The 19697-nt window shown below is 47.7% G+C and carries 24 protein-coding genes; 23 read left to right on the forward strand and 1 reads right to left on the reverse strand.

Going from position 1 to position 19697, the window contains the following annotated elements; genetic code table 11:
- Positions 1-2 precede the first annotated feature (2 nt).
- Positions 3-977, forward strand: a complete 975-nt coding sequence (locus tag WN59_RS01740) for a YpdA family putative bacillithiol disulfide reductase (protein WP_046511618.1) — start codon at positions 3-5, stop codon at positions 975-977.
- Between the two features lie 33 nt (positions 978-1010).
- Here WN59_RS01740 and WN59_RS01745 read toward each other — a convergent pair whose 3' ends face one another.
- Positions 1011-1970, reverse strand: a complete 960-nt coding sequence (locus WN59_RS01745; RefSeq protein ID WP_046511620.1) for an asparaginase — start codon at positions 1968-1970, stop codon at positions 1011-1013.
- Positions 1971-2041: 71 nt separating this feature from the next.
- On the opposite strand from WN59_RS01745, the gene cmk reads away from it, so the two are divergent.
- The 22 genes from cmk (at position 2042) to WN59_RS01855 (ending at position 19687) form a co-directional block, all read left to right on the forward strand.
- Positions 2042-2701 (forward strand): (d)CMP kinase, encoded by a 660-nt coding sequence (gene cmk / locus WN59_RS01750; protein ID WP_046511622.1) that lies wholly within the window; start codon positions 2042-2044, stop codon positions 2699-2701.
- Between the two features lie 2 nt (positions 2702-2703).
- Complete coding sequence (locus WN59_RS01755; protein ID WP_046511625.1) at positions 2704-3279, forward strand: lysophospholipid acyltransferase family protein; 576 nt, start codon at positions 2704-2706, stop codon at positions 3277-3279.
- 72 nt (positions 3280-3351) lie between these two features.
- Complete coding sequence (rpsA, locus tag WN59_RS01760) at positions 3352-4614, forward strand: 30S ribosomal protein S1 (protein WP_052747221.1); 1263 nt, start codon at positions 3352-3354, stop codon at positions 4612-4614.
- Positions 4615-4714: 100 nt separating this feature from the next.
- Positions 4715-6025 (forward strand): ribosome biogenesis GTPase Der, encoded by a 1311-nt coding sequence (gene der / locus WN59_RS01765; protein ID WP_046511628.1) that lies wholly within the window; start codon positions 4715-4717, stop codon positions 6023-6025.
- A 12-nt stretch (positions 6026-6037) separates the two neighbouring features.
- Positions 6038-7096: an NAD(P)H-dependent glycerol-3-phosphate dehydrogenase gene (locus WN59_RS01770; RefSeq protein ID WP_046511631.1), complete on the forward strand. Its 1059-nt coding sequence runs from the start codon at positions 6038-6040 to the stop codon at positions 7094-7096.
- A 4-nt stretch (positions 7097-7100) separates the two neighbouring features.
- Positions 7101-7307, forward strand: coding sequence for a DUF2768 domain-containing protein (locus WN59_RS01775; RefSeq protein WP_017548931.1), 207 nt, complete (start codon positions 7101-7103; stop codon positions 7305-7307).
- Complete coding sequence (locus WN59_RS01780) at positions 7300-8022, forward strand: hypothetical protein (protein WP_046511635.1); 723 nt, start codon at positions 7300-7302, stop codon at positions 8020-8022. The genes WN59_RS01775 and WN59_RS01780 overlap by 8 nt, the downstream gene beginning before the upstream one ends.
- Positions 8023-8138: 116 nt before the next feature.
- On the forward strand, positions 8139-8411 hold the full coding sequence (locus WN59_RS01785; protein WP_046511638.1) for an HU family DNA-binding protein: 273 nt from the start codon (positions 8139-8141) through the stop codon (positions 8409-8411).
- Positions 8412-8471: 60 nt separating this feature from the next.
- The gene (locus tag WN59_RS01790; protein WP_046511641.1) at positions 8472-8966 is read left to right on the forward strand and encodes a hypothetical protein; all 495 of its coding nucleotides are present in this window, start codon (positions 8472-8474) and stop codon (positions 8964-8966) included.
- Positions 8967-8977: 11 nt separating this feature from the next.
- Positions 8978-9688: a demethylmenaquinone methyltransferase gene (locus WN59_RS01795; protein ID WP_046511643.1), complete on the forward strand. Its 711-nt coding sequence runs from the start codon at positions 8978-8980 to the stop codon at positions 9686-9688.
- On the forward strand, positions 9685-10638 hold the full coding sequence (locus WN59_RS01800; RefSeq protein ID WP_046511646.1) for a polyprenyl synthetase family protein: 954 nt from the start codon (positions 9685-9687) through the stop codon (positions 10636-10638). The genes WN59_RS01795 and WN59_RS01800 overlap by 4 nt, the downstream gene beginning before the upstream one ends.
- Positions 10639-10699: 61 nt before the next feature.
- Positions 10700-11146, forward strand: coding sequence for a nucleoside-diphosphate kinase (gene ndk, locus WN59_RS01805; RefSeq protein ID WP_046511647.1), 447 nt, complete (start codon positions 10700-10702; stop codon positions 11144-11146).
- A gap of 71 nt (positions 11147-11217) precedes the next feature.
- Positions 11218-12384: a chorismate synthase gene (gene aroC, locus WN59_RS01810; protein WP_046511650.1), complete on the forward strand. Its 1167-nt coding sequence runs from the start codon at positions 11218-11220 to the stop codon at positions 12382-12384.
- 3 nt (positions 12385-12387) lie between these two features.
- Positions 12388-13437 (forward strand): 3-dehydroquinate synthase, encoded by a 1050-nt coding sequence (locus WN59_RS01815; protein WP_046511654.1) that lies wholly within the window; start codon positions 12388-12390, stop codon positions 13435-13437.
- A complete protein-coding gene (gene aroA / locus WN59_RS01820; protein WP_046511657.1) occupies positions 13434-14720 on the forward strand; it encodes a 3-phosphoshikimate 1-carboxyvinyltransferase in 1287 nt (428 codons plus the stop codon). The genes WN59_RS01815 and aroA overlap by 4 nt, the downstream gene beginning before the upstream one ends.
- A gap of 2 nt (positions 14721-14722) precedes the next feature.
- Entirely contained in the window at positions 14723-15994 is a 1272-nt protein-coding gene (locus WN59_RS01825) for a tetratricopeptide repeat protein (RefSeq protein ID WP_046511660.1), read from the forward strand.
- Positions 15975-16442: a YpiB family protein gene (locus tag WN59_RS01830; RefSeq protein ID WP_046511663.1), complete on the forward strand. Its 468-nt coding sequence runs from the start codon at positions 15975-15977 to the stop codon at positions 16440-16442. Before WN59_RS01825 ends, WN59_RS01830 begins: the two co-directional genes overlap by 20 nt.
- Positions 16443-16487: 45 nt before the next feature.
- On the forward strand, positions 16488-16886 hold the full coding sequence (locus WN59_RS01835; protein WP_231577057.1) for a DUF2487 family protein: 399 nt from the start codon (positions 16488-16490) through the stop codon (positions 16884-16886).
- Positions 16887-17032: 146 nt separating this feature from the next.
- Positions 17033-17533, forward strand: coding sequence for a QcrA and Rieske domain-containing protein (locus tag WN59_RS01840; RefSeq protein ID WP_046511669.1), 501 nt, complete (start codon positions 17033-17035; stop codon positions 17531-17533).
- A gap of 11 nt (positions 17534-17544) precedes the next feature.
- Positions 17545-18219: a menaquinol-cytochrome c reductase cytochrome b subunit gene (gene qcrB, locus WN59_RS01845; RefSeq protein WP_017548945.1), complete on the forward strand. Its 675-nt coding sequence runs from the start codon at positions 17545-17547 to the stop codon at positions 18217-18219.
- A gap of 25 nt (positions 18220-18244) precedes the next feature.
- Positions 18245-19063 (forward strand): menaquinol-cytochrome c reductase cytochrome b/c subunit, encoded by an 819-nt coding sequence (locus WN59_RS01850; RefSeq protein WP_017548946.1) that lies wholly within the window; start codon positions 18245-18247, stop codon positions 19061-19063.
- A gap of 48 nt (positions 19064-19111) precedes the next feature.
- Positions 19112-19687 (forward strand): DUF1405 domain-containing protein, encoded by a 576-nt coding sequence (locus WN59_RS01855; RefSeq protein WP_046511674.1) that lies wholly within the window; start codon positions 19112-19114, stop codon positions 19685-19687.
- Positions 19688-19697: the final 10 nt, after the last annotated feature.

A 19697-nucleotide genomic window follows, 5' to 3' on the forward strand; every position in this document is an offset into this window, starting at 1 on the left:
CAATGAAACACGTCGAAACAATCATCATAGGGGCTGGGCCCTGCGGCATGTCAGCCGCGATAGAGCTGAAAAACCGCGGGTTCGAACATCTCATAATAGAGAAGGGGAACATTGCCGAAGCCATCTACAACTATCCGACACACCAGACATTCTTCTCCTCAAGCGAGAAACTGGCAATCGGCGGCTTCCCCTTCATTACAGAAGCCCATAAACCCAAACGGAACCAGGCGCTCGTCTACTACAGGGAAGCGGTCAAACATTTCGATCTGAATATCAATATGTATGAAGAAGTGACTTCGGGCAGACGGAATGCGGACGGGTTCATCCTGGAAACATCAAAGGATACCTACAGCTGCACATATCTGATCATCGCCACTGGATATTACGGACAGCCGAACCGTCTGGATGTACCTGGTGAGCATAAGGAAAAAGTCTCACACTACTTTAAAGAGGCCCATCCATTCTTCAAACAGGACGTACTCGTCATCGGCGGCAAAAACTCCAGTGTCGACGCTGCGATGGAGCTTGAGAAAGCAGGCAGCAATGTGACCGTCGTATACCGTCGGAACGCATATTCGAAAAGCGTAAAACCATGGATCCTTCCGCAGTTCGATTCATTGGTCAGACATGAAAAGATAGATATGCATTTCGGAACGGGTGTCAAAGATATCAAAGATGGAAGTGTCGTCCTCGAAAAAGACGGGGAAGTATTCGAAATACCGAACGATCATGTTTTCGCGATGGTCGGTTATCACCCGGATTACCGCTTCCTGCAGTCATTCGGCATCAAAATAAATGAAAATGAATTCGGGACAGCACCGCTGCACAACCCGGAAACCATGGAAACCAACGTGGAAAACCTGTACATTGCAGGGGTCATCGCAGCCGGCAATGATGCCAACACCATCTTCATAGAAAACGGCAGATTCCACGGCGGGCTGATTGCCGAGGATATCCTGAAAAAACATGAGAATTGAAAAATACCTGTCAGGGAGCCCCTGACAGGTATTCTAATGTCTGAATATTTCTGTGAGTTCCGGGCCGCTGAGTCCATTGCTGAGGGCAAGAACAAGCTTGATCCGGGCTTTCTGGCCGTTCAGGCCGTTGGAGAATATGACCCCTCTGCCCGCAAGGTCGTGCCCACCGCCTTCATAATCGTAGTAACTCCCGACGATGCCGTTGAAGGAACGGGACACAAGCACAACATCAATACCCTGATCCAGCACTTTCTGCAGTCCTGCCAGCGCGCTTGGCGGTATGTTCCCCTGCCCGAGAGCCTCGAGGATCAGCCCGTGGTAGCCCGCATCTATAAGCGCGTCGAAAAAGGTGCCGTCAAGCCCTGCATGTGTCTTGATCAGCCCGACTTTGTACCCGAGGTCCACTTCATCAAACTGATCCTGTTGCGCCACCTGATGGTGGTACTGGAGGGAACCCTTGGTCAGAAAGCCGATTGGACCGTGGTTCGGGCTCTGGAATGTGGCAATATTGGAGGTATGTGTCTTTGTGACATTCCGCGCAGTATGTATTTCATCATTGAAGACGACCAGTACACCGCGGTCTCTCGAAGCGCTGTCCATGGCTGTGCGCAGGCTGGAGATGTAATTGTACAACCCGTCAGAACCGATTTCATTGAACGAACGCATGGCCCCTGTCACGATGACAGGTTCCGGTATATTCAGAGCAAGGTCCAGGAAATATGCGGTCTCCTCCAAAGTATCCGTGCCGTGTGTGATGACGAAACCGTCAAAATCATTCCTCCTGTCCAATATTATATCCCTTAATCCGAGCATATCGTCCAGGGTCATATGGGGGGAGGGTTTCTTGACAGGATAGATTTCCTCCAGTCTGATATCGAGATTCACAGCACCCTCCAGAGCCACGGGGTTCTCTTTATCCGATGAAATGAGGCCGTCCGCCGTGGACATACTGATGGTGCCGCCTGTATGTATAGCCAATATTTTATTGTTCATGCCACTTCCTCCTAAACGATTCATTAAATATATGATAGAATAAATTGGAACAATCAACAAGGCGGGTTTATATGAAGAATAAGATCAATATTGCAATTGACGGCCCTGCAGCAGCAGGAAAAAGCACCATATCGAAACGTGTGGCAGAGAAACTTGGATATGTCTATATCGATACCGGTGCCATGTACCGGGCAGTCACACTCCACGTATTGAATACAGGGAAGGGAGTTGCCGACAACCTGGATGACGTGGACATCAGATTTTCAAATGATGAGAACCGCTCCATCTATCTGAATGGCAACGACGTATCAGCTGAAATCCGCTCCCCGGAGGTGACCGCGAATGTCAGTGAAATTTCAAGCCTCAAAATGGTGAGGGAATACCTCGTTCAGATGCAGCGTATCATAGCCGCCGAAAAAGGTGTGGTCATGGACGGCAGGGATATCGGCACAACCGTGCTGCCTGAGGCGGAGCTTAAAATATACATGAAAGCCTCCCCTGAAATACGGGCGGAGCGACGACTTGAGGAAGAAAGGGAAAGAGGCGTTGATGTAGACCTTTCCACACTCATCCAGCAGATCATCAGACGGGATGATCTTGATATGACAAGGGAAATTTCTCCGCTGAAAAAAGCGGATGATGCCATTTTGCTGGACACCAGCCATATGAGCATCGAAGAAGTCGAAAGCACCATCATCCGCATGGCAGAGGAAGTTCTGAAAGGAGAATAGGAATGTTCTACACTATTGCCAAAAATCTGGTAAAAAGCTATTATCATACCCGTTTTAAGATCAGGGTGGTCGGTAAAGACAGGGTGCCGAAGGATGGGCCTGTAGTCGTATGCAGCAACCACATCTCAGAATACGACCCGCCGTTGGTCGGGATAAGCGTGGATCGTGACATGTCGTTCTTTGCAAAATCGGAGCTGTTCAAGATTCCTGTACTGGGATATCTGATTTCACATCTGAATGCTTTTCCGGTAGAACGGGGTAAAAGCGACCGTGCGGCTTTGAAGAAGTCCATCGAGGTCCTGGGTGAAGGGAATATGCTCTGCATGTTCCCGGAAGGAAGCAGAAGCAGCAGCGGCAAGCTGCAGGACCTCCAGCAGGGGGCAAGTTTCGTGGCTGTAAAGTCAGGGGCAAATATCGTCCCTGCTGCCATCAAGGGCAGCTACGACCGCAAAAAAGGCATAACCCTTGTATTCGGCAAACCCATAGACACTAAACAGCTTATAGAGCAGGGCATGACCCGAAAAGATGTTACACTGAAAATTACAGAAGATATAAACAATCTTTTATTTTCTGACTAATCACTTGACAAATCTATACATTTATAAGAAGTTAGATATATACTTTTTAGTAATGTAATTGGAGGCAGGCACATGACGACAGATAATTTCAAGAACGAAGAGAACCAGGAAGAGATTGACAATTCCTCAATCAATGAGAATGCCGGTGAGGTAAATGAAGAGATGTCCGCTGAGGATGCACAGCAGGAAAATGAAGTTTCATCCAGCTTTGAGGTTGGGGAGACTGTCAGGGGCACTGTGTACAAGATAGAGGACAAATTCGTGAAAGCTCATATCGACGACTCTGATTTTGAAGGAATCGTACCGATCAGCCAACTCACAAGCAAAAGGATTGAACGTCCGGAGGAGATTGTTTCCGAAGACGACTCAATCGAAGGTGTAGTCATCAAGGTGGAAGATGAAGAGGACCGTAAAAACGTCATCCTTTCCATCAGGAAACTGGAGGAATCCAATGCTTATGATTCACTCCAGTCTGCAAAAAACAGCGACGAAACGATTACAGGCACTGTAATGGAAGTTGTCAAAGCAGGTCTTGTAATTGATGTCGGAGTCCGGGGCTTCATTCCTGCATCATTGCTCTCGGATGCCTATATCGAGGACCTGGAGCAGTTTGACGGCCAGGAACTGGAAGTTAAGGTTGAAGATATCGAACCCGATAAAAATCGTGTAATACTTAATAGAAAACGGATTGTGGAAGCTGAAAAAGCGGTTGAAAGAAAGAAACAGCTGGAAACCCTTGAAGTGGGCAGCATTGTAGAAGGCGAAGTCGTGCGCATCACGACTTTCGGAGCATTCATCAACCTCGGCGAAGTGGATGGTCTTGCCCATATTTCCGAACTGAGCTACAGCAGGGTCGAAAAAGTCGAGGATGCTGTGAACATCGGCGACAAAGTGAATGTGAAAATCCTTGATGTCGATCCTGAACAGGAGAGGATCAGCCTTTCCCTCAAACAGGCACAGGAAAGTCCATTCGACGGCTTCATCAAAGCTCATTCCGAAGGGGATGTACTTGAAGGGACTGTAAAAAGGCTTGTCGACTTTGGCGCATTCGTCGAAGTTACTCCGGGTGTGGAAGGTCTTGTCCATGTTTCAGAAATCAGTCATGAACATGTGGCGGTTCCAAGCGATGTATTGAAGGAAGGCCAGTCAGTTCAGGTCAAGATACTTTCACTCAATGAGGATTCCGAAAAAATCTCACTCTCCATCAAAGAGACAACTGAACCGGCACCAAGAAGTGAGAACAACGAGCCAAAAGTATACCGTGACGACTCGGATGATGAAGGCCCGACACTCGGCGACGTCTTCGGCGACCGTTTCAAAGACCTGGATATTTAACCGTTATAAAAATGACATGAATTTAATTCTGTAAAGAGCGATGTCTATCGCTCTTTATTTTATTTTTGTGTTAAAATATATTTAAATTAGGAGGGAACCTATGTATAAACCAACCATTGCAGTGGTGGGGAGGCCGAATGTCGGTAAATCCACGCTGTTCAATAGAATAATCGGTGAAAGAAAAGCCATAGTGGAAGACAGCCCCGGCGTGACCCGTGACAGGCTTTATGCTGCCGGAGACTGGCTGAACTATGAATTCAATGTAATTGATACAGGCGGTATAGAAATAAAAGATGAACCTTTCCAGGAACAGATCAAAATGCAGGCGGAAATAGCAATACTTGAATCAGATGTCATCCTGATGATTACAAACGGCAGAGAAGGTGTAACCGAGGATGACCTTTTTGTTGCCCGGATTTTGCAGAAATCCAAAAAGCCTGTTGTTCTGGCTGTAAATAAAATCGACAATTTCGAAATGAGAAATGATATTTATGAATTTTACCAGCTTGGCCTGGGAGATCCTTATCCCGTTTCCGGTTCACATGGCCTCGGGCTCGGCGATGTTCTCGATGAAGCGGTAAACCATTTCAAGACCCTTGAAATGGAGGAGGAAATGGATACATCCATCAAAGTATCGCTTATCGGCCGGCCGAATGTCGGTAAATCCAGCCTTATCAACGCCATACTCGGCGAGGACAGGGTCATCGTCTCTGATATTGCGGGTACGACCAGGGATGCGATTGATACGGCATATTCCTATGACGGAGAAGAGTATACCCTGATCGATACCGCAGGTATGCGGAAAAAAGGGAAGGTATATGAGGCTACTGAGAAGTACTCGGTCCTCAGGGCAAACAGGGCCATAGAACGCTCCGATGTCGTACTGATGATCATCAATGGGGAAGAAGGCATACTCGAGCAGGACAAACGCATCGCAGGTCTTGCCCATGACGAAGGCCGTGCAGTGATCATTGTGGTCAACAAATGGGATGCAGTGGAAAAAGACGATAAGACGATGAAGAAATTCGAAGATAGGGTCAGGAACGAATTCCAATTCCTGGATTATGCACCAATAGCTTTCGTCTCGGCAATCACGAAATCACGCCTTACGACACTGTTCCCGATGATCAGGCTGGTCAACGATTCCCATAAGAAACGGGTCCAGTCGAGCACTCTTAACGAAGTTCTTGTCGACAGTGTCAGCATGAATCCGACTCCGACGGACAAAGGGCGCAGGCTGAATATCTTCTATGGCACACAGGTCGGGGTCGCCCCGCCGACGTTCGTATTATTTGTAAACGATGTGGAGCTGATGCATTTCAGCTATCGCAGATATTTGGAGAATCAGCTGAGAAATGCTTTCGATTTCACAGGCACACCAATTCATATAGTAAGCAGAAAACGTAACTAGGAGGGTACAAGTATGAAAATTTCTGTAATAGGCACAGGCAGCTTCGGCACGAGCCTGGCAATGGTGCTTAACGATAATGGTCATGATGTACTCATGTATGGACGGAACGGCGAAGTCGTTTCGGAAATCAGCCAGAGACACACCAACCACCGCTTTTTAAAAAATATCGATTTGAACGAAGGGATACTTGCCACCAATGTTCTGAAGGAAGCGGCAGTCCATGCAGAACTGATTGTCCTGGCGGTGCCCGTCAAGGCAATCCGTGCAGTCTCAAATGAACTGGACGGAATACTTTCGGAACTCGGCAAAAAAGTGATCCTCGTCCATGTGGCAAAAGGTCTGGAGCTTGGCACCCACATGCGGGTTTCCGACGTCATTGCAGAAGAGATGACTTCCGGGACCATGACAGACATCTGTGTCCTGAGCGGACCGAGCCATGCTGAGGAGGTTGCATTAAAATCTCCGACAACGGTCAGCGCCGCATGCAGAAACCCGGAAAGCCTGCAGATTGTGCAGGATGTTTTCATGAATAGGTACTTCCGGGTCTACAGGAATGATGATATGACAGGTGTCGAAATAGGCGGAGCATTGAAAAACATCATCGCTCTTGCAATCGGTGTCCTTCACGGCCTTGATTTCGGGGATAATGCAAAGGCGGCACTCATTACACGCGGTCTGCAGGAAATCACCCGCCTGGGCACGAGGATGGGGGCAAATCCTCTGACTTTCCTCGGTCTCACTGGAATGGGTGATCTCATAGTGACAGCAACCAGCATGCATTCAAGAAACTACCGCTGCGGCATCATGCTCGCCGAAGGCAAAAGTGTTGATGAGGCCCAGGAGGAGATGGGCATGGTGGTTGAAGGTGTCAACACAACAAAGGCGGCCTACGAACTGTCCAGGGAATACGGTGTGGAAATGCCGATCACTGAAGTACTGTACAGATATCTTTTCCACGGCATCACTGAAGAAGAAGCATTCTATGCACTGATGATGCGCGAGAAGACAGGTGAGACGGACAAGCTGGAAGACCTGCTTGATCAGCAATACAATGATTGGACAAGAGAGTGATACAATGTTTGATATATCCAGGATGAATCTCATGTGGATTTCATTTTATTCGTTAGGTGCAATGGCGCTTGCGGCAGTATTGATCTATGTCGCAAGGTACGTTGTAAAAAACAGGTTTCTAAGTATTATTATTTCAATGGTTGCATGGGTTCTTCTGATTGCCGCTTTCCTGCTCATGATCCCTGTTCTCGGGGGCAGCACCCATGCGTAGCATCAAATTATCCATGCTCATGATAGCCGCAGTACTTATGGCAGGGTGCCTGTATCCGGAATCAGAAAAAGCCGGGAACCAGGTGCCGGGGGAAGCACAGGTCGAAATGGTGCAGAATGCAGTTGATAAGTACCAGGAAGATTCCGAAGGCCTGCTGCCGATCAGCACGAAGGAAAACCAGAGGGAGTATCTGGAATACCAGATTGATTTTGAAAAGCTGGTGCCGAACTACCTGGATGAACGTCCGGCAAATTCATATGAAGCAGGCGGCAAATATCAATATGTCATCATAGACGCGGAAGACGATCCAAAAGTCAAACTGGCAGACCTGAGTATTACAGAGGAAGTACGCTCGCTTACAATCAGGCTGGATGCAATGGGTGAGTATGTACACCTTGGTGAAGAGATTGGTCCGAATGTCTATCAGCTGGATCTCGGCTTCTACAAACTTTCCGACAATCCGGTTGTAACAAGTCCGTATTCAAGTTCCTCACTCAATGTCTATTACAACGGCGGGCAGCAGTTTGTAGTGGACTACCGTGAAGATATCGGGAGGATCATAGAGGAGAACAATCTGTCGTTCGAAACCGGTGAAGATGTCCGGCATGTTCTGTATGAATATACACCGGTGGTCCCCATCTATTCTCCCGAGGTGACAGTGGACGATAAAAACCGGCCGATCTTCATGACAAGTCGCCACAAAAGCGGCCAGTAAAGGATTTTTTGGCATTAAAACGGTGAAATCCGTTGCAGTGCCAAGACCACTGTGTTAAAGTCAAAACATAATGATAAAAACACTTATCATTACAGTCATATAAGGAGGTGGATCTGATGAACAAAACAGATTTGATCAATGCAGTCAGCGATGATGCTGATCTTACAAAAAAAGAAGCGGGTGCTGCAGTTGATGCAGTATTTAACACGATCCAGGAATCTTTGAAAAAAGGTGAAAAAGTACAGCTTATCGGCTTCGGTAACTTCGAAGTGCGTGAACGCTCTGCTAGAAAAGGACGCAATCCACAATCTGGTGAGGAAATCGAGATTGCAGCATCTAAAGTACCGGCATTCAAAGCAGGTAAAGCGCTTAAAGATGCAGTAAAATAATTGACTACTTAGGCCTAACTTCTTCTGGTTAGGTCTATTAATTTATAAGGTGATATTTTCATGGATGCTCTTAAGAAAGAACTTGAAAACGACCTGGGAGACGGCGCATCGGTACTTGACATACATAATAATCCTTTTTTTGATTTCTTCTCCGAAAAGGGCAGCCTCCGGCACGGCAGCCATGTAAATGATGCCGTTCTTCTTTTTAATACGGCACTTAATTTTCTGGATAGGACACCTGAAGATGAAGACAGGGAACTCCACGTGCTGGCAGGGGATTATCTGTTCAGCAGATTCTATATGTATATTGCAAAAGACAGAAGCTATTCAGTGCTCCGGGATATGATGAAAATTTCCAAACAGCTCAGCTCCAGGAAATCAAGGCTGGCCGCTTCAGGAGAAACGCCCGGAGCCGATGAAGTGAAATGGCTGCTTTATGCACCCATGCTCTACCTCGTTGAACATGGCTTTGCAGATGGGGATCTCGAAGTCCTGATCGACGAACAGATGAAAACAATGGACATCACTTCGCTCCCATACATAACCCAAGAGTAAAGGTGAATCTAATGGATAAAGAGAAAAAAGTACAAACTATATTCAACGCCATTTCAGGCGATTACGATCATATGAACAACATCATCAGCCTGAACCAGCATACAGCGTGGAGAAACAGGACCATGCAGGAGATGTTCCTAAAAAATGGGCACAAAATACTCGATGTATGCTGCGGCACGGGGGACTGGACGATACAGCTTGCAGAGAAAGCTCCGGGAGCAAACGTTACAGGTCTTGATTTCAGCGGGAATATGTTGGAGGTCGCAAAAGGAAAAGTTGAAGACTATGGTAATATCACCCTGATCCAGGGGAATGCGATGGACCTGCCGTTTGAAGATGACAGTTTCAATTTCGTCACAATAGGATTCGGGCTGCGCAATCTCCCTGATTACAGGCAGGCGATTGAAGAATTCCACAGAGTCCTCATCCCCGGGGGTGTCCTTGTCGTACTGGAAACATCCACGCCGGAAAACCGCATTGTAAACAGAGGGTTCGATTTTTACTTCGGAAAGATAATGCCGAAACTTGGCGGAGTGATTGCAGGCAGGACAAAAGAATATGAATGGCTGTATGAGTCCACCAGCACATTCCTGACCAAACCGGAACTTAAAGACATGATGACAGCCGCAGGGTTTACCAATATGAAAATCCTCTCCCATACGCTGGGCACAGCAGCGACACATATCGGATACAAACCTCTCGGACAGGTGGGATCTGTTTGATTAGACATAAAGAATTCCTTGCTTCCGATTTCGAAGAAGTGAAGGAACTGATCAAAGAAAGTCTTGACCCAAACGGCATCATAGTCAACGACAGCAGCTACGAACTGTTCCAATACGGCGGTAAGAAAATCCGCCCGACCTTTACACTGCTTGTCGGCAGGCTGGGAGACCGGCGTCTGCACGATGATGTCATCAGAGCAGGCGCCAGCCTCGAACTGATCCATATGGCGAGCCTCGTTCATGATGACATCATAGACGACAGCAAACTCAGAAGAGGGCAGGATACCGTGTACTATGAACATGGATATCTTCAGGCGGTAAACACTGGAAACTACCTTCTCTCAACCTCACTGGAACTGGTGAGCACCATCGAACATGAAAAACTGCACGATGCGTTTTCAGCTGCCATGAAGGATATTGTCAGCGGCGAGCTTTTCCAATTCGATCAGCAGTTCAATGCGGAACAGACCCTTGATGACTATTATAAGAAAATATACAGGAAAACTGCATTGCTGATCGAGCTCAGCATCGAGATGGGAGCATATGCTGCACGTGTGACGGATGAAGAACTGGATTCTCTCCTGAGGTACGGATACCATATCGGAATGAGCTTCCAGATCATCGATGATTGCCTGGATTTCACCGGTGATGAAAAAAATCTCGGCAAACCGAAATTTTCAGATCTTGAAAACGGGCACTATACACTTCCAGTGCTCCTTCTGAGAGATTCCGATCCTCTATTCAAAGAGAAGCTCTCGGCCTTCAGGGAAGACAGAAGTATCCGGGATTCCCTGATCGGGGAGCTCCTCAGCTCGGACGCCATCAGAGAATCCATCCGGATCAGCGGCGGACACATCGAAGAGGCAAAAGTGGCAATCAAAGATATAGATGAACCGATACGCACTTATCTACTCCAAATCGCAGAAAAACTTGCGAATCGTCTGAATTGAATTGAAATAACAAATTTGAAAATGTTAGAATAGTATGGAATTCAATTAAAGGAGACTTGAAATGGAAAAGACATTTTTAATGATCAAGCCTGATGGCGTACAGAGAAATCTCATCGGACCAATTGTGGAACGTCTGGAGAACAAAGGTTTCAAACTGGCAGGAGCAAAGTTGATGCATGTATCAGAATCGCTTGCCAAAACACATTACCAGGAACACCAGGATAAGCCTTTCTTCGGCGAATTGGTGGATTTCATCACTTCAGGACCGGTATTTGCAATGGTACTTGAAGGTGAGAACGTCATTGATACAGCACGCCTTGTAGTCGGAGCAACCAACCCGCAACAGGCTGCACCAGGTACAATCCGTGGAGATTTCGGCCTGACAGTCGGAAAGAACATCATCCATGGCTCGGATTCACCAGAGAGTGCTGAAAGGGAGATCGGTCTTTTCTTTGACGAATCGGAAGTACTTGATTACGATCTGATCAACAGCTCCTGGATATACTAGTAGCAGAACGTCATAAGCTGGGTGAAGAGACTCGGCTTTTTTTAATATCATGAAATAGGCAGGTGCATATAATGAGATTTTTAACATCGGGTGAATCCCATGGACCAAAGCTTTCAGCGATAGTGGAAGGGTTTCCGGCAAACCTGGAAATCGATAAAGAGAGAATGACCAATGAACTGATTAAACGTCAGGGAGGCTACGGACGCGGCCGGAGGATGCAGATTGAAAAAGACACTTTCCAGTTCGGCAGCGGAATCCGCCATGCTAAAACTCTTGGCAGCCCTATAATGATTGAGATTATCAACGACGACTTCAAACACTGGAGCAAGATCATGGGCAGCGATCCTCTCACACCCGAAGAGGCGGAGTCCATGAGACGTGTCATAACAAAACCGCGTCCGGGGCATGCTGACCTGGTAGGCGGCATGAAGTATAACATGCGTGATCTTAGAAATGTGCTTGAACGTTCCTCCGCACGTGAAACGGCAGCCCGGGTTGCTGTGGGTGCCCTGTGCAAAGAACTGCTCCATGCCCTTGATATCCGTATAGTCAGCCGTGTGAAGCAGATCGGCAGTGTGAGGGATGAGGGCAGGTATAACCTGGCTGATATCCGCGAGTTTTCCGACCAGTCCTCAGTGCGCATGGTTTCCGAAGAGAAGACCGGCGAAGCTGAGGAGTTGATTGATGCCACCAAAAAGAACGGCGATTCAATCGGCGGAGTCGTTGAAGTGATTGTTGAAAACCCAATCCCCGGTCTCGGCAGCCATGTCCATTATGACAGGAAACTGGATGCAAAAATTGCGGGCAGCGTGGTAAGCATCAATGCCTTCAAGGGCGTTGAATTCGGGGCAGGCTTCGAAGCAGCCTCCACGCCGGGCTCCGAGGTCCAGGATGAAATAACTTATGATGATGAAAAGGGCTATACCCGCCGTACAAATAATCTGGGCGGTTTTGAAGGCGGCATGACAACAGGTATGCCGATCGTCGTCAAAGCGGTGATGAAACCGATACCGACCCTTTACAAACCGCTTCTGAGTGTGGACATCAACTCCAAGGAAGAGTTCAAGGCAACGATCGAACGCAGTGACGCATGTGCAGTGCCGGCAGCTTCAGTAGTATGTGAACACATGGTTGCAATCGAGGTCGCCCGTGCCGTGCTTGACAAATTCCCGCATGATGACATGGATGAGCTTAAAGCGGCTGTTGGAGCTTATAAAAAACGGGTCAAAGAGTACTGAAACATGAAGATCATGACTCAATACAAAGACGGCAACTATGCAATCGAGGTAGCGCGCGGCATACTGGAAGACAGAATAGACGATTACACTGATAAATATGACCAGGTCTTCTATCTTGCAGATAAAAATGTATATCAGTTACACAAAAATGGGAAGCTGTCTTTTATAGAAGATCCGATTTTGATGGAGCAGGGCGAGGCATCGAAGTATTTCGATGCCTTCAGCAATCTTTTGGAGACTCTTCTCTCGAGTGGCGTACAGAGGAATTGCCTGCTGGTTGTCATCGGAGGCGGGGCGGCAGGGGATGCAGGCGGCTTTGCTGCTGCAACTGTGCTCAGGGGGGTGGATTACATCCATGTTCCGACGACACTCCTCGCCCATGATTCATCAATAGGCGGGAAGACAGCCATCAACAGCAGGTATGGCAAAAACCTGATCGGTGCATTCCACCGTCCAAAAGGTGTGATATACGACCTTGATTTCCTGGATACACTGCCGGAATCTGAGATTCTCAGCGGTTTCGGGGAAGTGATCAAACATGCGCTCCTTAAAGATAAGGACGCAGTCGATGCACTTATGGATGCCACAAAAGACGGCATTGAGCTGGACGTGATAGAACCCTTCATCATCAAGGGCATTGAGACCAAAATGGAACACGTATTGAGAGATGAAAATGAATCAGGCATAAGGAAACACCTCAACCTCGGTCATACTCTCGGCCATGCCATAGAATACAGATACAGGATGCCGCACGGCATCGCTGTGACACTCGGAATATATGCCGCACTGTATATATCAAATGAACTGAATCAGGAAGACACTTTCGATCTCGCGCACTTCTACGAATATTTCATAGGGCTCGGCTATCCCATGGAAGAACTGAAGGCGCTGGATGCATCTGATATGATTTCTCTGATGACGAAGGATAAAAAGAATCAGACAAGCGGGCTGGTGGGATATATCGTCATGGAAGACGCCGGACGTGCCCGCTTTACAGAAATTGATCGGCAACAGCTTACAAAATTCATAAATGATATGAAGGAGAGCCTATGAAACAACTTTTGAACAGAACTTTTGAAGGCACCTTGAGAGTTCCCGGCGACAAGTCGATCACCCACCGGTCTCTCATGCTTGCTGCACTTGCAGAAGGGCGCACTGAAATACACCTTCCTCTGAAGAGTGAGGACACTTACCGGACCATGGAAATCATGCGGGCAATCGGTGCAGACATAACTGAATCGGGTGACATATGGATTGTTGAATCCAGGGGACATGCACATCTGCATTCACCGGCCGGGCCCCTGTATACCGGAAACTCGGGCACAACTTCCCGGCTGATCATCGGCCTCCTTGCAGGGCTTGGGCTTGAAGCTGAGTTCAGCGGAGATGACTCCATCAACAGACGTCCCATGGACAGGGTTCAGAGACCGCTGCTTGATATGGGTGCTGACATCCGGCTGAAAGACGAGAAGTATCCACCGGTCCACATCTATCCAAAGCCGCTGAAAGCAATCGATTATGATATGCCGATTGCAAGTGCACAGGTGAAAAGTGCAGTGCTGCTTGCCGGGCTGTTTGCAGAAGGTACGACCGTCGTACGTGAATCATCACCGTCAAGAGACCATTCGGAAATCATGATGAAACAGTTTGGTGCTGAACTTTCATCAAAAGATGGTGTCATCTCGCTCACCGGCGGTAAAAAGCTCACGTCGGCGGATGTCACTGTCCCGGGTGATATTTCATCAGCGGCATTCCCGCTTGCCCTTGCAATACTAAAACCGGGCACTTCCATTACCATCGAAAATGTTTCATTGAATCCAACACGCTCTGGTATACTTGAAGTCCTGGAAATGATGGATGCCAATATAGAAATCGAAACCCTCCCGGGTGACGGGGAAGCAATCGGGAATATCACTGCCTCGTACACCCCTGAGCTCCGCGGCTTCGACATTTCAGGCGAAATCATCCCGCGGCTTATAGACGAGATTCCGATTCTTGCACTTCTCGCAGCCTACAGCAATGAATCATGTACAGTGAGCGACGCCGGGGAGCTGAGATTCAAAGAAACTGACAGGATCCGCGCGGTTGTGGATGAGCTGTCCAAATTCGGCATCAGATTTGAAGAGAAAGAGGATGGCTTCACTGTCCTGCCGGGAGAAATCGAACCAGCAGCGGGTACGGCGGTGAAAGGCTATCATGACCATCGCATCATCATGATGCTCATAATATTCTCCATCGTCTCTGACACACCGCTCAACATCGATGATACTTCAGCAATAGACATATCATATCCAGGATTCATAAATGATTTGGAGTCATTACGGAAGGATGCTTAAATATGCAGGACCAGATCTATTCCATTATAGATGAATTGAAGGCGGGTAAATTTCCCGAAAACGAAGTTAACAGTCTCCTCGCCAATCTTGAGGGGCTGGATGACGATATGGAACTCGAATCCCTTTTCATACTAGGGGATACGCTAATGCAGGCGGGGGCCGTCAGTGAAGCGGAAACCATTTTCCAACATCTCCACAAAAACACCGGCCATGATGATGAAGTGCTCGCCTATCTCACCGATATCTATATCACGGACGGCAGGCTTGATGAGGCGCTGAGCCTGATCAACGAAGCGCCGAAGACAAAGACGGTGCTCATGCTCAAAGCGGAAATTTTCCAGCAGCTCAACATGAATGATGTTTCCATCAGGCTGATTCATGAAGCAAAAGAGATGGGGGATGAACCGACCCTCGATTATGCCCTTGCCGAAATCCATTATCAGGACGGGGATTTCCAGGAAGCCCTGAGGTATTACGGTGCACTGCTTGATGAAGGAATCGATGAGCTGAACGGAGTCAACTTCAATCTGCGCGCAGCAGAACTCCACATGAACCAGATTGAGCTTGAAGAGGCAAAGGAACACTTTGACCGCGTTGACGAGAAGTTGTATTCGAATGATGACTTCTACCGGAAAGCTCTGATGGAATATCAGCTGCAGTCATACGAAACGGCCAAGAACCTTCTCAATAAAGTTATAGAGAATGAACCTTACTATATCAATGCATATATACTGCTGATGAATGTCCATGAAACAGAGCATGACCTCACGGCGGCAAAGACGCTGCTTGAAAAATATCTCGGCCAGGATGATACGAACCCGCTGATCTATTTCCATCTCGGGCGCATAAACTTCAGACTCGGTGACACGGACAGTGCAATTGAGTCGTTCAGACAGGCGATTGCACTCGACCAGGACTACGATGATGCATATCTCATGCTGTTTGAGACGCTCCTCAAGTCGGAGCGTACTGATGAAATAGCATCATTCGAAAGCGGCCTCGATATACATGCGCTCTCAGGCGAATCGTTGTATCTGCTGGCCAGGATACATCAGGAAAATGAAGAGGACGATGCAGCCCTGAAGTATTATCAGGATGCACGCGAACTTATCGGAGAGTCCGTCGAATTCTATAAGGATTACTACGAATATCTGACCGAGATCAGCCATCCATTAAAATCAGAAATACTGGATAAACTGATGGAACTCGATCCTGCCAATGCCGACTGGCAGTTTGAAAAGGAGCGTCTGGAAGGTGAGGAAGATCAGCTATAGGAAGGATTTCATAGACTACGTGCTTTACCACTATGAATTTGAAGACCGGGTGGCTGTATGGATCCTGAACTTCCTCAAATCGCATCCTGTCGTATCCAAGAACATCTCCTTCACACCGGACGAGTCGGTCGAAAGGAGTCTGCGCATTGCTGCAGCCGGTACTAACCGGCCGACACTGGTGCTTGAAAAGGGCGATACCGTGACGAACGACGGGGAAGTCATCTTCCACGAACTCAACATGAATCAGGATGAACTGCTCTACCTGGACTTTGTCTTCCCGGCAGGCGATGCCCGCTACAGGAAGGTGAAGGAGATTGAAGAAGACCTGGACAAGGAACTTCAGACCATTGCGGAGGATGCGCTGCTGAAACAGATTGACCAGGCACTTGACCAGCAGGATCAGGAACTTTTTCTGCGTCTTGTAAAAATGCTGAAACGATCAACATAAAGACAGGTGAATGAATTGCTGTATAACCAGAAGGATTTGAAATTATTGAAAGATGAAATAGAGTTCATCGACACTGCCGTCATCCCTTTCTCATCCATGGATATGGATTCACGCGCCCCCGTGCATGCCGGCAATCTCGAACTGCTGCAGATTGTCTCTGTACAGCTGGAGAAACAATTCAAGGGCCGTCTGCTCATTACACCACCGCTGATGACAGTAGGGGAGGATACTGTGCTTCTTGAAAGTTATAAGGAGCAGCTCCTGGCATATGGCTTCAAAAAGATCGTGGTTCTGACCCACATCCAAAAAGACCTCAGGGATATGGACAGGATCCGCCTCAATGAAATACCTCTCGAGAATATGAGCGATGATATGAAGATGGAAATGGTCAGCGATGAAGTCAAATCTGCAATGAAATCCATCATTTCCATCTGGAACCGGTAAAAGGTGGTACTTTTACACAATTAACAGAAAGCCCTCTGTCAAAAGTTTCGATACCTTATTGACCGGTTTCAGGTAATAGGCTAAAATTGAACTGTCCTAGTTATATTTAAATGTAAAAGAACGCGCGTTTGAGGGGGGAAATATTAATGTCGCAAAAAGTAACACGACGCCAGTTCCTGAACTATTCCCTGATGGGAGTGGGGTCTTTCATGGCGGCAGGTGCAATTCTGCCGATGGGCAGGTTTGCGCTAGATCCATTGTTCCAGGGCGAAGCTCAAGGTTCCATGATCACTACAAGTGTCAAGACTGAAGAGATTACAGAAGAGCCGGTGAAAGTCGATTTTTCTTATGAACAGCAGGATGCCTGGTATACAAGTGAAGTGACCGACTTTGTCTGGGTCTACAGAGACGGTGATAATCTCATTGCACTTTCACCGATCTGTAAACATCTGGGCTGTACTGTAACCTGGGCGGGTGATGATGCCAACCCGGATAAATTCTTCTGTCCATGCCATAACGGACTTTATGAAAAGAACGGGAAAAACATCCCGGGGACACCGCCGAGAGGTCCGCTTGACCAGTATGAAGTCAGAGACTCTGATGGATTCATCACAATCGGCGAAATGTTTGAAAATGAACTTGTATAGGAGGGAAAACTGTGCTAAACAGAATCTATGACTGGATAGACGATCGCATGGATATCACTCCGATCTGGAGAGATGTTGCCGATCATGAAGTGCCGGAGCATGTTAACCCTGCCTATCACTTTTCTGCTTTCGTCTACTGTTTCGGAGGGTTAACATTTTTCATTACGGTAATTCAGATATTATCAGGTATGTTCCTCACAATGTACTATGTCCCTGATATTGTAAACGCCTGGAACTCCGTTTATTACCTGCAACATGATGTTGCTGCAGGTGTTATTGTAAGAGGTATGCACCACTGGGGTGCGAGCCTGGTTGTAGTAATGATGTTCCTACATACTTTAAGGGTGTTCTTCACCGGGGCCTACAAAGCACCACGTGAACTGAACTGGGTTGTCGGAGTACTCTTATTCGCAGTAATGCTGGGTCTGGCATTTACCGGATACCTTCTCCCGTGGGATATGAAGGCACTCTTCGCAACCAAAGTTGGTTTGGATATCGCAGAAAGTGTGCCATTTGTTGGTGAATGGATCAAGACTCTGCTTGCTGGTGACGAACAGATCATCGGCGCCCAGACGTTGACACGTTTCTTTGCCATCCACGTATTCTTCTTACCTGCGGCCCTGTTTGTATTAATGGCGATCCACTTCATTATGATACGTAGACAAGGTATTGCAGGACCACTATAAGAAAAACACAGGGAGGTAAATTGATATGAAACGTGGAAAAGGGCTGACTTTTGTCGGCGACTCACGAATACAGAAATATGAAAAACCAAAACTCAATCGTGACTACTCGGAATTCCCGGGCCGTACGGAAGAGTTCTATCCGGATTTCCTTCTGAAGGAGTGGATCACCGGTGCAGTATTCCTCATCGGTTTCCTTTGCCTTACAGTTGCGCATCCAGCCCCGCTTGAACGTGTAGCTGATCCTACGGATACAGGTTATATACCACTCCCTGACTGGTATTTCCTATTCCTGTATCAGATACTCAAGTATTCATTTGCATCCGGTCCCTATAACGTCATCGGTGCAATCATCATACCGGGAATCGCCTTTGGTGCACTTCTCTTGGCACCTTGGCTTGACAACAACAAAGAACGTCACTGGAAAAAACGCCCTGTGGCAGCTGCCATGATGCTCCTTTCTGTCGGTATCATCTTCTATACGACCTGGGAATCGGTAGCATACCATGACTGGGAAACACAGGATAAACAGGGTGAGATTGTGTTCTCCAACCTTGATTCCGAAGATCCGGTCTTCACCGACCTCATCCGCTCCAACTGTACAAGCTGTCACGGCGGGGAACTGACCGGCGGTTCGGGACCGAACCTCGTGGAACCCGATCTGAACGCTGAGACCGTGAATGCATTCGTAACCAACGGTACGGGTGAAATGCCTGCATTTGAAGGTCAGCTTACTGAAGAGGAGATCCAGCAGATCTCTGAATTCGTAGCAAACCTTGAAGTCACCTCTGCAGATGAAGCGATGGGCGGCACTCAGCAGGAAGGCGGAGAATCAGACACAGATTAAGGCAAAACCCCCTAGCTATAGGGGGTTTTTTATTGACAGGAGACTTTTATGGAAACAATAATCCGGCTCATTCACAACAGAATATTCCTGATCCTCCTTCTCGTATCGAACTTCCTGGGAACCATTTACGGCTACTGGTGGTACGGGGGGCAGCTCGCACAGACAGAATGGTACTTTTATCCGTTCGTTCCCGACAGTCCGACTGCCACATTGTTCCTGTCCATACTCATCGTACTGATCCTTGCGGGGAAAAAATGGGGGCTGGTCGATGCACTCGCTTTTACAACCCTGATAAAATATGGCGTATGGGCGGTAGTCATGAATCTTCTCACATTCATGGAAACCGGGTTCATTTCATGGATCGGTCTCATGCTCATCGCATCGCACAGCATCATGGCGGTACAGGCGATCCTTTTCCTGCCTCACCTGGAGATAAAGATGAGCCACTTCTATATAACAGCTGTCTGGCTGTTCCACAACGATATCATCGACTATGTCTACGGCCAGTATCCTGTATACGGAAGCCTGTCGCAATATGCGGAGCACATCGGCTATTTTGCATTCTGGCTAAGCGTGTTTGTACTGGTGCTGCTGCATCAGCTGGTGCCAAAGCGTAACAATTGACTATACATTC

The organism is Salinicoccus sediminis (assembly GCF_000986795.1).
Lineage (GTDB): Bacteria > Bacillota > Bacilli > Staphylococcales > Salinicoccaceae > Salinicoccus > Salinicoccus sediminis.

What these genes read in the sequence shown, in the direction of transcription:
- WN59_RS01855 (WP_046511674.1), top strand. Translation starts at nt 19,112, where the DNA reads ATGGAAACAATAATCCGGCTCATTCACAACAGAATATTCCTGATCCTC.
- WN59_RS01770 (WP_046511631.1), top strand. Translation starts at nt 6,038, where the DNA reads ATGAAAATTTCTGTAATAGGCACAGGCAGCTTCGGCACGAGCCTGGCA.
- WN59_RS01790 (WP_046511641.1), top strand. Translation starts at nt 8,472, where the DNA reads ATGGATGCTCTTAAGAAAGAACTTGAAAACGACCTGGGAGACGGCGCA.
- WN59_RS01745 (WP_046511620.1), bottom strand. Translation starts at nt 1,970, where the DNA reads ATGAACAATAAAATATTGGCTATACATACAGGCGGCACCATCAGTATG.
- aroA (WP_046511657.1), top strand. Translation starts at nt 13,434, where the DNA reads ATGAAACAACTTTTGAACAGAACTTTTGAAGGCACCTTGAGAGTTCCC.
- WN59_RS01740 (WP_046511618.1), top strand. Translation starts at nt 3, where the DNA reads ATGAAACACGTCGAAACAATCATCATAGGGGCTGGGCCCTGCGGCATG.
- WN59_RS01755 (WP_046511625.1), top strand. Translation starts at nt 2,704, where the DNA reads ATGTTCTACACTATTGCCAAAAATCTGGTAAAAAGCTATTATCATACC.
- WN59_RS01785 (WP_046511638.1), top strand. Translation starts at nt 8,139, where the DNA reads ATGAACAAAACAGATTTGATCAATGCAGTCAGCGATGATGCTGATCTT.
- WN59_RS01775 (WP_017548931.1), top strand. Translation starts at nt 7,101, where the DNA reads ATGTTTGATATATCCAGGATGAATCTCATGTGGATTTCATTTTATTCG.
- aroC (WP_046511650.1), top strand. Translation starts at nt 11,218, where the DNA reads ATGAGATTTTTAACATCGGGTGAATCCCATGGACCAAAGCTTTCAGCG.
- WN59_RS01850 (WP_017548946.1), top strand. Translation starts at nt 18,245, where the DNA reads ATGAAACGTGGAAAAGGGCTGACTTTTGTCGGCGACTCACGAATACAG.
- WN59_RS01840 (WP_046511669.1), top strand. Translation starts at nt 17,033, where the DNA reads ATGTCGCAAAAAGTAACACGACGCCAGTTCCTGAACTATTCCCTGATG.
- WN59_RS01825 (WP_046511660.1), top strand. Translation starts at nt 14,723, where the DNA reads ATGCAGGACCAGATCTATTCCATTATAGATGAATTGAAGGCGGGTAAA.
- WN59_RS01815 (WP_046511654.1), top strand. Translation starts at nt 12,388, where the DNA reads ATGAAGATCATGACTCAATACAAAGACGGCAACTATGCAATCGAGGTA.
- der (WP_046511628.1), top strand. Translation starts at nt 4,715, where the DNA reads ATGTATAAACCAACCATTGCAGTGGTGGGGAGGCCGAATGTCGGTAAA.
- rpsA (WP_052747221.1), top strand. Translation starts at nt 3,352, where the DNA reads ATGACGACAGATAATTTCAAGAACGAAGAGAACCAGGAAGAGATTGAC.
- WN59_RS01795 (WP_046511643.1), top strand. Translation starts at nt 8,978, where the DNA reads ATGGATAAAGAGAAAAAAGTACAAACTATATTCAACGCCATTTCAGGC.
- ndk (WP_046511647.1), top strand. Translation starts at nt 10,700, where the DNA reads ATGGAAAAGACATTTTTAATGATCAAGCCTGATGGCGTACAGAGAAAT.
- cmk (WP_046511622.1), top strand. Translation starts at nt 2,042, where the DNA reads ATGAAGAATAAGATCAATATTGCAATTGACGGCCCTGCAGCAGCAGGA.
- WN59_RS01780 (WP_046511635.1), top strand. Translation starts at nt 7,300, where the DNA reads ATGCGTAGCATCAAATTATCCATGCTCATGATAGCCGCAGTACTTATG.